Source organism: Methylotenera sp. G11 (assembly GCF_000799735.1).
Classification (GTDB): domain Bacteria; phylum Pseudomonadota; class Gammaproteobacteria; order Burkholderiales; family Methylophilaceae; genus Methylotenera.
The window spans coordinates 2,002,006-2,017,111 of record NZ_JUHH01000001.1 but is presented as its reverse complement, the minus strand read 5'-3'; the positions used below and the strand labels follow the sequence as shown (position 1 = coordinate 2,017,111).

Annotated in this window: 16 protein-coding genes; 6 read left to right on the top strand and 10 right to left on the bottom strand. The window is 50.3% G+C overall.

Features of this window, described 5'->3' with window-relative positions; genetic code table 11:
- Positions 1-231 precede the first annotated feature (231 nt).
- Positions 232-303 carry a pyrroloquinoline quinone precursor peptide PqqA gene (pqqA, locus tag GQ51_RS12620; RefSeq protein ID WP_081624291.1) on the top strand — a complete coding sequence of 24 codons (72 nt, stop codon included), beginning with the start codon at positions 232-234 and terminating at the stop codon, positions 301-303.
- Between the two features lie 84 nt (positions 304-387).
- On the opposite strand, the gene mltA is transcribed toward pqqA, so the two are convergent.
- Genes mltA through thiS form a run of 4 tightly spaced genes read right to left on the bottom strand, consistent with a single transcriptional unit; the run spans position 388 to position 3,141 of the window.
- Complete coding sequence (gene mltA, locus GQ51_RS09290; RefSeq protein ID WP_052177790.1) at positions 388-1,683, bottom strand: murein transglycosylase A; 1,296 nt, start codon at positions 1,681-1,683, stop codon at positions 388-390.
- A 29-nt stretch (positions 1,684-1,712) separates the two neighbouring features.
- Complete coding sequence (gene apaG / locus GQ51_RS09285) at positions 1,713-2,096, bottom strand: Co2+/Mg2+ efflux protein ApaG (RefSeq protein WP_047552242.1); 384 nt, start codon at positions 2,094-2,096, stop codon at positions 1,713-1,715.
- Positions 2,097-2,109: 13 nt separating this feature from the next.
- A complete protein-coding gene (locus GQ51_RS09280) occupies positions 2,110-2,892 on the bottom strand; it encodes a thiazole synthase (protein WP_047552241.1) in 783 nt (260 codons plus the stop codon).
- Between the two features lie 45 nt (positions 2,893-2,937).
- On the bottom strand, positions 2,938-3,141 hold the full coding sequence (gene thiS, locus GQ51_RS09275; RefSeq protein WP_047552240.1) for a sulfur carrier protein ThiS: 204 nt from the start codon (positions 3,139-3,141) through the stop codon (positions 2,938-2,940).
- Positions 3,142-3,531: 390 nt separating this feature from the next.
- On the opposite strand from thiS, the gene GQ51_RS09270 reads away from it, so the two are divergent.
- Complete coding sequence (locus GQ51_RS09270; RefSeq protein WP_047552239.1) at positions 3,532-4,272, top strand: dienelactone hydrolase family protein; 741 nt, start codon at positions 3,532-3,534, stop codon at positions 4,270-4,272.
- A 391-nt stretch (positions 4,273-4,663) separates the two neighbouring features.
- Here GQ51_RS09270 and GQ51_RS09265 read toward each other — a convergent pair whose 3' ends face one another.
- The 6 genes from GQ51_RS09265 to GQ51_RS09240 form a co-directional block, all read right to left on the bottom strand.
- Positions 4,664-5,062 carry a phage holin family protein gene (locus tag GQ51_RS09265; protein WP_047552238.1) on the bottom strand — a complete coding sequence of 133 codons (399 nt, stop codon included), beginning with the start codon at positions 5,060-5,062 and terminating at the stop codon, positions 4,664-4,666.
- Positions 5,063-5,459: 397 nt separating this feature from the next.
- On the bottom strand, positions 5,460-6,971 hold the full coding sequence (gene gndA / locus GQ51_RS09260; RefSeq protein ID WP_047552237.1) for an NADP-dependent phosphogluconate dehydrogenase: 1,512 nt from the start codon (positions 6,969-6,971) through the stop codon (positions 5,460-5,462).
- Between the two features lie 235 nt (positions 6,972-7,206).
- Positions 7,207-7,428 carry a hypothetical protein gene (locus tag GQ51_RS09255; RefSeq protein WP_047552236.1) on the bottom strand — a complete coding sequence of 74 codons (222 nt, stop codon included), beginning with the start codon at positions 7,426-7,428 and terminating at the stop codon, positions 7,207-7,209.
- Positions 7,429-7,534: 106 nt separating this feature from the next.
- A complete protein-coding gene (locus GQ51_RS09250) occupies positions 7,535-10,342 on the bottom strand; it encodes a bifunctional diguanylate cyclase/phosphodiesterase (protein WP_047552235.1) in 2,808 nt (935 codons plus the stop codon).
- Between the two features lie 109 nt (positions 10,343-10,451).
- On the bottom strand, positions 10,452-10,784 hold the full coding sequence (locus tag GQ51_RS09245; protein WP_235276205.1) for a hypothetical protein: 333 nt from the start codon (positions 10,782-10,784) through the stop codon (positions 10,452-10,454).
- 126 nt (positions 10,785-10,910) lie between these two features.
- The gene (locus tag GQ51_RS09240; protein ID WP_047552233.1) at positions 10,911-11,885 is read right to left on the bottom strand and encodes an L-threonylcarbamoyladenylate synthase; all 975 of its coding nucleotides are present in this window, start codon (positions 11,883-11,885) and stop codon (positions 10,911-10,913) included.
- Positions 11,886-12,003: 118 nt separating this feature from the next.
- Between GQ51_RS09240 and GQ51_RS09235 the strand changes: the two genes are divergently transcribed.
- From GQ51_RS09235 to GQ51_RS09220, 4 genes are all read left to right on the top strand, one after another.
- The gene (locus tag GQ51_RS09235; protein ID WP_047552232.1) at positions 12,004-12,333 is read left to right on the top strand and encodes a cupin domain-containing protein; all 330 of its coding nucleotides are present in this window, start codon (positions 12,004-12,006) and stop codon (positions 12,331-12,333) included.
- 758 nt (positions 12,334-13,091) lie between these two features.
- Positions 13,092-13,436, top strand: a complete 345-nt coding sequence (locus GQ51_RS09230; RefSeq protein WP_047552231.1) for a hypothetical protein — start codon at positions 13,092-13,094, stop codon at positions 13,434-13,436.
- Positions 13,437-13,623: 187 nt separating this feature from the next.
- Complete coding sequence (locus tag GQ51_RS09225) at positions 13,624-14,178, top strand: hypothetical protein (RefSeq protein WP_052177876.1); 555 nt, start codon at positions 13,624-13,626, stop codon at positions 14,176-14,178.
- A gap of 166 nt (positions 14,179-14,344) precedes the next feature.
- The gene (locus GQ51_RS09220; RefSeq protein ID WP_047552230.1) at positions 14,345-14,797 is read left to right on the top strand and encodes a lysozyme inhibitor LprI family protein; all 453 of its coding nucleotides are present in this window, start codon (positions 14,345-14,347) and stop codon (positions 14,795-14,797) included.
- Positions 14,798-15,106: the final 309 nt, after the last annotated feature.

Genomic DNA, 15,106 nt, shown 5'->3' with positions numbered 1-15,106 from the left:
ACCAAGCAATGCCGCTTTTGTCCGATCATGCCGGGAATGCAAGCCCCGACAGGAAACCGCGGGTAAAGTAAAGGCTGGAAATCAAGCACAGGCGGTTCTCATGATTATCATTAGGGCGTTTTAATGACTCATGTCATGTTGCATTTTATGGCAAGGCTTATGATGTGTCTCACGTAAGGCAAATGCTGTTAAGCGCTAGCGCTACGAATTTATCAAAAAGGAGAAATTACTATGTGGACAAAACCAGCTGCTACTGAAATGCGTTTCGGTTTCGAAGTTACAATGTACGTAATGAACAAGTAATTTGTTCCTGCGTGTCATGTAAAAGGGTGCCCAGGCACCCTTTTTTATTGCCTGTATTGAAGGCGTTGCTGAATCTAACCGGGTTTACTTCCTAACCTGGTTTTGCAGGCCATTAGCTCCGTTAATGATGAAGTCCTTAGGCAACAATACCCAGATCTTGCCCGACTGCTTCATGGCACCGGCTTTGGCGCCGGCATCGGGCCCGGCTCCCCAGAAGAAATCCGCACGAACGCCGCCCTTGATTGCACCGCCGGTATCCTGCGCCATCATCATGCGTTTAAGCGGTTTGCTGCTATTGGGTTCAGTGGTAGATAAGAACACCGGCGCACCCAGCGGTACGAATTTAGGGTCTACGGCAACGCTGCGCTCACCCATAATCGGCACGCCCAGTGCGCCCAGCGGCCCAGGCAGCCCGGCAGGCAACTCCCTGAAAAATACATAGCTAGGATTATTATTGAGCAGTTCCCTCAGTTTTGCCAGGTTATTGCGCGCCCAGTTCTTGATGCCCTGCATCGAAGCCTGCGCCAGGGTCATCTCACCACGCTCAACCAGCAGACGGCCTATCGAATTATACTGATGCCCATTCTGGTCCGCATAGCCGACATGCACCTGTTCGCCATTATCCAGCTGCACCAGGCCTGAGCCTTGTATCTGCAGAAAGAACACATCTATGATGTCATCAATATAGAGAAACTCGCGCCCTTTCAACGGCGAAGCATCGGTCTCGATTTCTGCACGGTTGTAATAAGGCACCAGCTTATTGCCAACCAGCCTGCCGCGCACGCGCTTGAATTTCAACTCCGGGAACAAGCTATCAAGCTCGACCGTGATCAGGTCACCAGGTGCCGCATACAACGGGTTGGGATATTGCGCGGACTTGGTACGGCTGCCTTTCAGTATGGGCTGGTAATAACCGGTAATCATCCCGCTATCGCTGCCATCCACATTAGTCGTTTTATAAACGGAAAAATACTCTTTGAAATAAGCCTGTATTGCATCGGATGACGGCTTTCTGCCCGTCTGCTCATTAAGCTGATTCGCTGCGGTACACACATTCTTCCAGGCAGGTTTATTGATCAGCGTAGAGCAGCTTTGCATCCAGGCTGGCCACGCCTGGCTCAGGTTATCAAGCTGCAAACCATCAATGTCATCCCATTGCGCCGTCTTCAGCAGGCTATATTCAGCTACTTTGGCTTCAGGCGGTTTGATTTCGACGGGTTTGCTGGCTTCCGGGATCTGCACCGGCGGTTTTTCGACCGGACATTCACACTGCGCTTTTGGTGGGGCAGGCGGCGTTACCGGCTTTACCACCTTGCCGGCGCAGCCTGCGGCCAGCAGGCTTAATAATATCAATATGGCGCCATGCGTAATTTTTTTCATATTTTTATTCGCTTTTCCAGCAACTGAACCTAATGCAGCACCCTGGGCATATTCAATTGAAAAGTCGGGATAACGGCATCGAACTTGGTGCCATCTTCAGCCACCATCTGGTAGGTACCGTACATTTCACCCATCGGTGTCTTGATCACAGTGCCGCTGGAGTACGCATAGCTCTCGCCCGGGTTAAGCAGCGGCTGTGCGCCTACGACACCCAACCCCCTGACCTCCTGCTGTTCACCGCTTGCCTCGGCGATGATCCAGTGCCGGCTGATCAACTGTGCAGCGACATTACCCGTGTTGGTAATCGTCACATGGTATGCGAACGCGTAGCGGTTATGCTCAATATCGGACTGCTCCGGCAAAAAGGAAACCTCGACTTTGACCATACACTCGTAATTGTTCATGTGACTCATCCCTGAACCGCCACTAGCCGATCATGCCTGTTGTCGGCGAGCTTGGGCTCGCAGAATACAGTTTTTTAGGCATGCGTCCGGCCAGGTAGGCCTCACGACCAGCCTCAACCGCTTTCTTCATCGCACCGGCCATCAGCACAGGGTTGCCTGCCGCTGCAATTGCCGTATTCATCAGTATGCCCTGGCAGCCCAGCTCCATCGCGATCGCCGCATCTGATGCCGTACCGACACCGGCATCTACCAGCACCGGCACTTTGGCATTCTCGATGATGATCTGTAAATTCCATGGATTCAGGATACCCATGCCGGAGCCGATCAGGGAAGCCAAAGGCATGACGGCAACACAGCCGATTTCTTCCAGCTGCTTGGCAATGATCGGGTCATCGGAACAATACACCATGACATCAAAACCATCTTTCACCAATGTTCTGGCGGCAGCAAGCGTTTCGGTCATATTCGGGTACAAGGTGTTCGGATCACCCAGCACTTCCAGTTTAACCAGTTTATGCCCATCCAGCAGCTCACGTGCCAGGCGCAAAGTGCGCACTGCATCATCGGCTGAGTAACAGCCCGCAGTATTAGGCAGGTAGGTGAATTCCTCCGGCGGCAAAAAGTCCAGCAGGGACGGTTCACCGGCGTTCTGGCCGATATTCGTGCGGCGGATAGCTACCGTGATGATTTCCGCGCCACTGGCATCGATGGCCGCGCGCGTTTCGTTAAAGTCCTTATATTTACCGGTACCCACCAGCAAACGTGACTTGTAGGTTTTATCTGCGATTTTTAATAAATCTGACAATTGTGATTCCTTTGCTTTGCAACTGTAATGAATACTGGGATCTATTTAGCCGCCGCCGACCGCGCCAACGATTTCCAATTTATCGCCCTCCGCCAGCTGTGTGGCTTCAAACTGGCTGCGTGGCACGATTTCGCCGTTGCGCTCTATCGCCAGGCGTTTGCCGACCAGCTCCAGCTGCTGAACGAGCCCGGCTACAGAGAGACTGGCAGCATCAAAACTGCGGGGTTTACCATTGATCGTGATTAGCATGATGTATGTACTGAATTAAGCCAAGAGTATATGCAATGCGACTTCAAACCATAATGCAGCGATGTGAAAGCGCAATGACATAGAAACAGATTTCAAAACAACATTTTACGAAATTAACATGGGTCTTAGCAAACCTTATATAGATTATTTGAGCGCACCGCCGCATATCAGCCAAAAAGCACGTACCTCGTTGTACAATATCGAAAATTTTGTTTAGGAAACACGGAATAAGTCGCCGAACGAGATAAAGTGCAAGGTGCACGGCACGCAGTAACCGAGGTAGTATGTGGTATACAGCGAGGTTGCGAGTACCGCGCAACGCAGCAATTTGCTCGCGTAGGCACTTATTCCGTATTTCCTTTATTTGAAACACAATCCGGAAACCTGATCATGAACATTCAAAGCCACATTGCAGACCTCAACACCCCTACCGGTGTGATGCGCACCTTTATCCACCGCCCGGTTGGTAACGGCAAATACCCGACCATTCTGTTTTACTCTGAGATTTTCCAGCAAACCGGCCCGATTGAACGTGCAGCCAAAATCATGGCAAGCCACGGTTACGCAGTGCTGGTACCTGAAGTATTCCACGAACTGAACCCGATCGGCACGGTTTTAGGCTACGACGATGCAGGCCGCGACAAAGGCAATGCCGACAAAGCCGCCAAAGACGTACAAGGTTACGACACAGACAATGCCGCCATGATCGCATTTGCAAAAACACAGCCATGGTATAACGGCAACATCGGCGCCATGGGCTTCTGTATCGGCGGCCACCTGGCTTTCCGCGCCGCACTGCAACCGGAAATCAAAGGCACCGCCTGCTTCTATGCAACCGACCTGCACACACAAGTCATCCCGAACAAACCAGGCCAGCACAGCATGGAACGCCTGCAAGACATTTCAGGCGAACTGCTCATGATCTGGGGCAAACAGGATCCGCACATCCCGGCACCAGGCCGCGCAGAAGTGTACAAAAAACTCAGCGATGCCAACATGGTATTCACATGGCATGAATTCAACGCACAACACGCATTCATGCGCGACGAAGGCGAACGCTACGACCCGCAGACCGCCATGATCGGTTACCAACTGGCGCTAAACCTGTTCAGCAGAACGCTGCACCAGTAATTAAGTTAGTGAATTAAACACAAACCCGGATAAAGATTAAATTCTTATCCGGGTTTTTTATATAGTAAGCTACACCTATCTTGCAGGGCAACGGAGACTTACCCACTTGCCCCTTCAGCCGCGCCGAGTAGCGCAAGCTTTATGGGAGTATTCGGCAATCGGCTGTTTGAGCTCCGCAACAAGCCACGTTTTATGTGGCTTGTCAGGGCGAGTTTCGATTGCCGCCCATGAAGGTGAGCAACGCAGGAATTAAGCGGGCGCGGGGTAGCCTTTTCTTTGGTTTCTTTTGGCGCCAAGATCGCGATGAAAGAGCGGGCCCTTGGCGGACATGCCCTTTACGGGTACGGCTAAGCAAAAGAAAGAAACTCGCCATTCAGGCGAAACCGATAATCTACTTAAAGTTAATCAACTGCTGAATATGAAACAGCGAAGGGTTGCTCCCCGGCAACACCATCTCCAGCAGCATTCCAATCACTGCAATAATCAAAGCGGCAAGCAGTGCCGCCCATACCCCCGAGAGATTAAACCCCTTAACCAGCGATGCAATCAGCATGACCAGCAAGGCATTAATCACCAGCAGCACAATGCCCAGCACCCAGGATGCGGTAGATAGCGGTATCAGCGCCAGCGCAGGACGCACGATAATGTTGGCGGCACATAACAGCAATGCTGATGCCAGCAGCGGCAATATGCCGGAAAACGACATGCCCTTGAGCGCGCGGCTTGTGAGCCACAAAGCGAGCACCATGACAGCCCAGTGAGTCAGTAATGTTTGTATATGAAACGTCATGCTGTTGCCCTAAGAAAATAAGCCGGCTGAATTTTACACTGCCACTACAAAACTCACATCAACAGTAGTGATTTAAAGTGCACGACATAATCTGGCAACGCAGGTAATTATAGCTAATCTACTAAATAACCCGTCATTCCCGCGCAGGCGGGAATCTAGTCAAAATGGCAGTCACGAATGGCGTTTTATCAAGACAAAGCTAGTATTAACGCGGTCTGGATACCAGCCTTCGCTGGTATGACAAGGTGAATTGCCACCTTGTGGCAAGAGAAGGTGCCCTGGGGTGCGAATAAGCGGAATTGCTACATCATCGGATTACTTGAGAAAATAACTATAAAAAGCAAAAAGGGCAGAAATTCTGCCCTTTTTACTTACCACTTGTTATTCAAGCTGCTGCTTAAACTTCAAGTTGCGGACGGCCTGCTTCTGGCCAATCCAGGTGGAAGAACTGACCACGTGGCTGGTCAACACGCTCGTAAGTGTGCGCACCGAAGTAGTCACGTTGGCCTTGCAGCAGGTTTGCAGGCAAACGCTCACTGCGGTAACCATCGTAGTAAGCCAATGCAGCAGCAAAGCCTTGCGCAGGAATACCGTTAGTCACCGCCAAAGCGATCACTTTACGCCAGCCGGCTTGGCCATCATTCATCGCGTTAGTGAAGTATGGATCCAACATCAGGTTTTTCAGGCGTGAGTTCAATGCATAAGCGTCAGTGATTTTTTGCAGGAAGCGTGCACGGATGATACAACCACCGCGCCAGATCTGAGCGATCTCACCGAAGTTCAGTTTCCAGTTGTAAGCCACTTGTGCTTTGTCGATCAACTGGAAGCCTTGTGCGTATGCACAGATTTTTGAACAGTACAGTGCGTTCTTGATCGCTTCGATCACTGCTTTTTTATCTGTTTCCTGTTTGATGACCGGGCCTTTCAGGATTTTGCTGGCTTCTACGCGTTCTTCTTTCAGGCTTGAAAGTGCACGTGCATAAACGGCAGCAGCAATCGCGTTAGCCGGCGCGCCCAATTCAAGCGCGTTGGCAGCTGTCCATTGACCAGTACCTTTTTGGCCGGCTGTATCCAGGATTTTGTCCACGAGGAAGCCAGGGCCCATTGGGTCTTTCTGTTGCAGGATATCTGCAGTGATTTCGATCAGGAAGCTTGATAACTCACCCTTGTTCCACTCGGCGAATACTTTACCGATTTCATCTGCTTCCATGCCCAGCAGGTTTCTCATCAGCCAGTAAGCTTCACAGATCAATTGCATATCGATGTATTCGATACCGTTGTGTACCATTTTAACGTAATGGCCGGCACCGTCAGGACCAATGTACTCAGCACATGCGAAACCGCCTTGTACTGGCTTGCCAGGTGCGCCGCCTTCTAAAGGCGCGCCGGTAACTGGATCTACTTTAGCTGCGATATCGCGCCAGATCGGCTCCAGGCTTGCCCATGCTTTACGTGTGCCTGAAGGCATCAGGCTTGGGCCGAAACGGGCACCGGTTTCACCGCCAGATACGCCTGAGCCGATGAATTCGATCCCTTTAGCCGATAATTCTTTTTCACGACGGATTGTGTCTGTCCACAATGCGTTGCCGCCGTCGATAATGATGTCGCCTTGCTCCAGGAATGGCAGCAATGCATTGATAGTGACGTCTGTTGCGCTGCCTGCTTTAACCAGCAGGATGATTTTACGTGGACGTTTGATACTCAGTACAAATGAAGCCAAGTCCGCATGACCAACCACATTGGCATGTGATGGCTCATTCTTTTGACATTCTTCAATGAAATTCACCATTTTTTTCGGGTCACGGTTATAAACCGCAATGGTGTAGCCATGATCGGCAATATTCAGGGCCAGGTTCTGACCCATAACAGCTAGCCCAACCAGGCCAATGTCAGCATTTTTCGTAGTCATTTATCTTCTCTTTTGGAGTTGTTTAATGGAAAGGGATTTTTTGTACGCAAGATTATAGTGCTTTTTGGCGTACTAATCCGCTAAATTTTGAGTAGAAAGTGAATTATTTTAGTTTTGCACCAAATATTTACAGAATTTCACAACTTTTGGCCAAAAGCCGTTTAATTTGCAAATATCGGCATACAGAAACCCCTTTTTAACCAGGGGATTGAGCGTTTAAATCCTATGCAGAAAATCAGTAATCGCTGCTGCGTCCGCTGGAATATCCTTGCGGCACATCATTCTGCCATTCACCGCAATCGGCGCATGAGTGATCATGCATGCTTGGGCTTAAAACCAGATGCGGACTGCCACAGAATTTACAGTGTACCGGATAGGTCGTATGCACTGTTTTATGATGTTGCGCATGATGTTCCGTAGCGACTTTGGCACTGCCTAACCCGTATTTGTTATCCATGGCTCACTCCATATCAATACCAGTCTTGCAGCGTTTAAGTTACGCTCTTTTTACAAGTCGGGCAAGTATTTTACAAACTTAAAACCATAACCGCACACGCAGGAAATCAACTGGCCTGCGCCCATTTCTCATTAGGGCGATAAGACCTGACCCAATCGCTTACCTGATCCGCCGGCATCGGCATGGCGATGCCAAAACCCTGCGCGATCGTGCAGCCCATCCGCAGCAGCTGCAAGCCATGTTCAGCGGTTTCAACCCCTTCTGCCACGATCTTGCACCTGAAGTCACGGCCCAGGCTGATAATGCCGGCGACCATGGCCAGGTCATTGCTATCCTGCAGCATATCGTGGACGAACGAACGGTCAACCTTGATCACGGCAACCGGCAGGCGGCGCAGGTAAGTGAGTGACGAATATCCCACGCCAAAGTCATCCAGCGCAAAACTCACGCCCAGCAACTTGCAGCCGTTCATCGTGCGCACCACGCCCGACACATCTTCAATCGCTGCCGTTTCCGTGATCTCGAATTCCAGCTTAGCGGGGTTAACCTGGGGAAATTCACCCAATATCTGCTCCAGCCTGGCAGTAAAGTCTTCATGCACCATATGCCTGGCCGCAATATTGACGCTGACCTGCAAGTCAAGGCCTTCTGCCTGCCATATTTCCAGCTGGATGATCGCCTTGCGAATCACCCACTCGCCCAAGGTGATCGAGAAATCAGTGTTTTCAATGAGCGGCAGGAACGATACCGGCACCTGCAAACCAAGATCCGGGTGCTGCCAGCGGATAAGCGCCTCCATGCCGATGACCTTTCCAATCTGCATATCGACTTTGGGCTGGTAATACAGGCACAGCTCATCATTTGCCAGTGCGGATTCGATTCTTTCCATGTCCTGTCGCAGATCCCGGAACTCACGGTCATACTCGGCATCGAACTGCTGCACACAGCTACCGCCGTTCAGCTTGGCCTGATACATGGCCTGGTCTGCATGGCGCAGCAGGGTATCCGGCTCGCTGCCGTCCAGCGGGAATATGGTATACCCGATGCTTGAGGATACAGTGACAGATTCGCCGGCAACCATATAGGGCGCCCTGATGTCACTCAGCAAGCGCTCCAGTGCCAGCCTGCATTCATCCACATTCACCATGCCGTTCAGCAGCAAGGCAAACTCATCGCCGCCGGTGCGCGCCACGGTATCACTCTCACGCAGGCATTTATTCATGCGTTCGGCCAGCTGCACCAGCAGCTGGTCTCCCGCCTCGTGACCTAAAGAATCATTCACCGGTTTAAAGCCATCCAGGTCAAGGCAGCACACCGCCAGCAGCTCGCCGGTGCGCTCGGCGCGTGAAAAAGCCTGATGCAGGCGGTCTGACAATAGCGTACGGTTAGGCAGCTGGGTTAATGGATCATGGTAAGCCATGCGCTCCAGGTTCTGCTGATGCTGTTTGGCTTCAGTGATGTCTGAGAACAAGCCCACATAATTGATCAGTTGCTGTGCATCATTGCGTACCGTAAAGATATCAAGCCATACCGGGTAAATATCATCCGTGGCGCGCCTGTTCCAGGCCTCACCACGCCACTCGCCGGCATCCTCATCCTGCGACAGCCGTATGCGCGCATCGAAGAAATCCGGCTCATAAATCGCAAAGCCCAATTGCTGCGGGGTATGGCCTAATGCCGCCTCGCGGGAATAACCGGTAATCTCCGTGAATGCGATATTGACTTCCAGGATACGCATCTCGGCATCGGTGATAAAAATACCATCGTGTGCATGATCAAAAACACTGGCGGATAAACGCATACGCTCGGCATTATCGCGCAGCGTGCCCATGCTTTCGCGCAGCTTTTTGCGCATTTCCAGCACATTGGCCATCAACGTGCCTGGTTTGGCAACCATGTTGTCAGCCTGCAGATTGCCGGCTGCAATACGTTTCACCACCTCGATCGCCACGGCAGGGTCAGCCCCCAGCGGCATAAAGATAAGCCTGCGCAATTGCCAGAAGATAATGCCGATCAGCAAAGCGCCCAAGGTTGTACCCAGCAGAATAAAAGCCCACGACTTGGATAACCCGGCGATCCGGGCCTCATGAACAGAATACGCAATCACCAGCTTGAAACCCCAGTTCGGGATCTGCTCCTGTATGAACATCCAGCTTTCCGGCTGCGATTTCAACAGTATTGCGGCTTTCTGCGGGCTGATATGGGAAGATAGGAAACGTATCTTATTGCTGCCATCCACGATGGCTGCAAAGCCGGTTTCCAATAGCCTGATATTCCGCACGCTCTCGCGCACCACTTTCATATCAACCTTGAACCCGACATAGTAGGCGCCAATAATCACGCCAGCCTGATTCAACATAGGTTCATAGCGTGTCAGGTAAGGCTCTCCAAGAATCTCGACCACCCCGCTGAATGCACGCCCCTGGCGCAAAGCCTCAATCACCTTGCCATTCGGGTCCAGCACAGTGCCGATAGCACGCAGGCCACTCTCACGCTTGACATTGGTAGCGATGCGAACGAAATTGTTGCCGGATTTCACGAATATGGTTGCAGTACCGCCGCTGATGGCGGTCACACCGTCCACTAGCTCATAATTATTCGTAACGGGAATCGAGCCCATCAGCAGGTTGGGCACCGTATTCCCTGCCATCCTCACATATCCGGAAACGGCGGGGGAGCCCAGGCCGGCAGCATGTGCCTTGAGCAAGTGCATGGCATTATCGGCCTGATTGCCAACCAGCTCATCCGTGACCTTCAGCAGGCCGATCAAGGCCTGTGACTGCTCCTTGGCTACCGCGTGCGTGTTCGCCAGCTGCTGCGCAGTCTGCTGGCTGGTCAGCACAAAAGGTGCGGCCGCCATTAGCAGCAATAACGGCAGCAGAAAACGCTTGATTGTAGAAATGTTAGTTTGCATATGGCGGCGGCCATTTATGTTTGACTATACCCTGATATGACACGACACCCACCGGACATGATTCTTGCTCCCTAGCCTATAAACAGCAGCAGGAGCATTTAAAGACGGGTTACTGCTTGATTTTCTCTTGCGGCTTGCAGTTGCTATACGCGATTTTTTCACCGTCATTCAGCGTAGTTTCGGCACCATTGATCACGAGCGTGATTGCACCGCTGCCATAACGGTTATCACCGCCGGATCTAGGCAGGTTGACTTCGTGGTCAGGATAGATCAGCCAGGCATCATTGCCATTATTCAGCATGCGTACGTAAAAACGGCCTTTGCCCTCACAGACATACTCAGTCGCATTGTAGGGACCTTTCGACTGGTCGGCAGCGTCAGACCCAAATGGATTCAAACTGATGGAACTGCATGCCGGCAGCAAAGCTAACAGGCCTGACAAGAGTATAAATGGATGCTGTTTGGTGAACATAGGTATAAAAGGCCTGATATGTTTGAATGATATGGTTAACGGTTATGGCTGCATTTTGCCATGTATATTAAAAACATGGCAGTTTTTCAATCTCACTTACTGATGCCCCGCCCTGGTCAGGCGATCCAGCACGGCTATCCACGCAGCATCGGCAGGCGGCAGCTCAACCAGCAGCCGGTCCACTTTTAGCGCATCCAGCGCATGAAGCGCGCTATATAAGCGCTCCGCGACCTTATCCGGCTGGCCGGGCAATGCAACCACCGTGCAGGCAGGCGCATCACCTTCGCCGATCAGCAATGCCGCACAGCTCTTACCTGCGTTCTGCAAAGCATGGCAAGCGGCGAACAAGTCCGCTCTGTCCTGATATAACGTAAGCGGCGTACGCGGCGAATAATGCAGCGCATGCTGCCCAGGCACTTTAGGGCTTGCCTGTATTTCCTCGTGTTCATGTAAAGCGTGTTTTACGCGCTGCGGCATACCGGCCACTGCTGCGATGTCCGCCTCGCTTATCATGCCAGGGCGCAGCAGCTGCCATTGGCCGTCAGGTGCCACGCTTACGATCGTGGATTCAATCCCAACCGTGCAGGCTCCGCCGTCCAGCACCGGAATAGCCTCACCCAGGCCGGCTTCTACATGCGCCGCAGTGGTCGGGCTAAGCTGCGTGAACAAATTGGCAGAAGGCGCAGCCACGCTTAGCCCGCTTTGCTTGAGCAGTGCCAGCGCGACCGGATGGTCAGGCACACGCAATGCCACCGTAGGCTCATCGCCACGCACCACACGCGAAACATGCGCCCTGGCCGGCAGCACCAATGTCAGCGCACCCGGCCAGAATGCCTCGGCCAGCCTGACAGCCACCTCGGGGAAGTCCGTCACCCATGCATCGACCTGGTGAATATCGCTGATATGCACGATCAGCGGATGGTCCGCCGGGCGCCGCTTGGTAGCAAATATCTTCCTAAGCGCGGCGTCGTTGGTCGCATCAGCGGCCAAACCGTAAACCGTTTCGGTCGGGATCGCGACAACTTCACCTTTTTTGAGTTCGGCTATTGCTTGCTCTAAACTTACACGCATGATTTTTTGCTAATGACTGAAAACATCATTTTACTACTTTACGCAAACTGAAAATAGCGATCATATTTCAGCTTTGCAATGCCATGAGATAGAATGCACTTTTCAAAAAGGAACATACATGTCGCAGATCACCGTAGAAAAAAACCCAGCCCAGCAGCGCTTAGACGCACTGAACGTCAGTAAATGGCCAACCTGGCAAAAAGAAGTTTCCGTATTCCCGTGGACATTCCCAGAGCAGGAAATCGCCTATATCCTGGAAGGTGAATGCGTGATCACCCCAACCGGCGGCACACCGGTAAGCTTCGGCAAAGGCGACCTCGTGACATTCCCCGCCGGCATGACCGCAAGCTGGGAAGTAAAAAAACCGCTGCACAAACACTATCACCTGGAAGGCTCCAAACTCTGCCAGATCTGGCGCCGCATCAAACTGGCTTTAAAACTGAAATAACCGCCCATTCACCCGGCTTTACACCTCACCTCGCAAAGCCGGGCTGCCCTCAGCCACAACACCAATCCCTAACGAATTTATTTCCATTTGAAATAAATTCCTCTTGCACATCGCAGCCTTTATCTCTATAGTTAATTTATGGGAATATTTCCCATAAATTATGCAAAAACCTGCTCACCCGCCTGATCTCGGCATATTGCAGCATGCAGCAGATAGCGCGTAATAAAACCCGGATTACGGAATCAATCACACAACCGGATGATTGAAAAATGAGAAGACTTCTGTTGTTGATCCTCATCTTGCTTTGGTTTTTTTTCGCTGTTACGGCGGGGCAAAAACTCACGTCAAGAGTTCATGAAATCCTGCCCAAAACAGCAGAAATTTCCTCTGCAGCAGCAATCAAATAACTGGCTTGCCGAGCCTCATCCTGGCGCATTTCCAAACTTGGCTGCCTGATATTCACGCTTGAAATCTAATCCGCACCCGCCAGCCAGCCGTACTGATAAAAAGATTAATGAATACAGAAAATAGAAAAGCGAGCGCAACCCAGCTGATTTTACCCCCGCAAAAAATTCCCTTGCCAGCATCAGGGCTTATCAATTAGACTCTTTTTATATGGGTTTTTTTCCCACATAAACTCGCATTAACCGTTTCATTTACGCTGCAAAATTACTTATTAAACAACACAAAACAAAACTGTTCAGGCAGCCACTTTGAATTTTTTCGGTTTGAGCGCCTGCACTACAAGAGAATCTCTCATGATTGAATACCACCTAAGTTTCAACACCATCAGCGACAGTGCAGATGGAAAACACCCGGATGTAGAAGTCATTGATTACCGATATGGCGCCAGCGGCCATTCCGGAACCATTGCCAACAGAGAAATGGCGAGCCTGGGCGAAACGTTCAAGCAAGATAACGTCACCATCACAATTCCTCAGATGGAATTTCTCTACTTCAAATGGCGCATCCTGGCTAGCGGTGAAATATGCGAAGAACGCGTAGATTTAAGTACCAGCCTACCCAAAGAATTGAAAGAACTATATCTGCATTTCATCATGCGCGGTTCACAGCTGCATGTATTCCTGATTGATCGCCGCTGAGATAGCAAACCATGCGAATGGGAACCAAGAGAAAGCCCTTACAGACCCGTTCTCGGCAAAATAAGAATCTACGAAGCGCATCGCTATACCCAGCTTCACCCCGCCCCGCCACCATCACCACAGCCTGTGCAATCAATGAGGTCAGACCTCATTGATCATTCTTTTTAAATTTCAAAAGGAAATAATAATGAAAACTAAACATTGGTACGTTTCTTTCGTAGTTCTCACAGGGATGTTAAGTGGGTGTGCCTCTATCACAAAAGACGCAAATCAGCCTGTTCAAATTGAAACATATTCAAAAAACAACCAGCTTGTAACTGGAGCTAAATGTGTCGCAAAAAATGAGCGTGGGGAATGGTTCACAACGTCAACGGGTATAGTGAATGTTCATAGATCGGGGCAGAACTTGTTGGTAACTTGCGACAAAGCAGGTGAGGAGACCGGAAATGCAACGGTGATTTCTCGTGCTAATGGAGGCATGTTTGGGAATATCTTACTAGGCGGTGGGATTGGGGCAATTATTGACCACAATAAAGGCACTGCATACAGTTATCCCGATTGGATTCGAATTATATTGGGTGAAAGCCTGGTATTTGATAGAAAAAATAATAAGGATAATGAAGTAATGTTAGGGCAAAAGGCGTCCCCTGAAGATTTAAAAAAGATTGAGACTGCAAAATTAGCAGAAGAAAAGGCCGCACAAGAGAAAGCCCTTGCTGAGGCAGGTAAGGTAACTCCTTAAATGGAATCGTTGAACCCCATGTTTGGCCCTAAGCAATCAATGGAGTCTGACCCTATTGATTGTCCTAACTGCTAAAAGGAAGAATCATGCTCCACCCATTATTGCTCAAAGTAATATGTAAATCCAGCTACACGCTCCAGCTTACAGTCAGGAAAGGAGATAGCGCATGAGGCTAATTCTTACATTTTTGTTAGCGGTTGAGTTATGGATGCCAAAACCAAGCATTGCGCAAGACGTGGTAAATGCGGAAGAACGAAAAGCATCGGTAGAGCATTGCCAAGATTCAGCCCCGGAACTTACAGGTTCTATAGGATGGAGAATCTGTACTAATCGATATCTTGAGAATTTGAAGCGCCAACAATTACTACTCCTAAAAAATTTAAAATCCGAATTAAGAGGTAAATCAGACGAGGGCGTAGATACCAACTTGGTAGAAAAATACGTTCTGGACTCACAACGCCATTGGGAACGTTATGTGCGGAGCCACTGTGACGCAGCCCAAGCTGCCTTTGGCAAGGGCAACTCATCTGGTGATGTCATGCCATCTTGCCTTGTTGCTCAATACGAAATAAGGAATTATCAATTGAAACAGATTCTTATTGGCAACTACGAGCACTAACGGCTTTATATGAGTGGTGGGAGAACAAGTCTTCTCTCAATACAAATCACTGATTCTTCATTTGTCGATATCTAAATATTAGGAGTAAAAATGTCTTTCACTGCTGATCAAATACGCGCCTTAGCCTTACTAAATGTAGGTTATTCATCCGAAGTTAGGTATATGTCGAGCTATACACTCTCACTGGCATGGCAAAAAGATAGCAATGATATATTGCAACCTATCGGTAATAGCGGATATTCGCTCGGTTCATTACAAAGCGATCTTGGGCAACGTCCAGAATTAGTTCCGGGGCTCGTTACTGCGTTT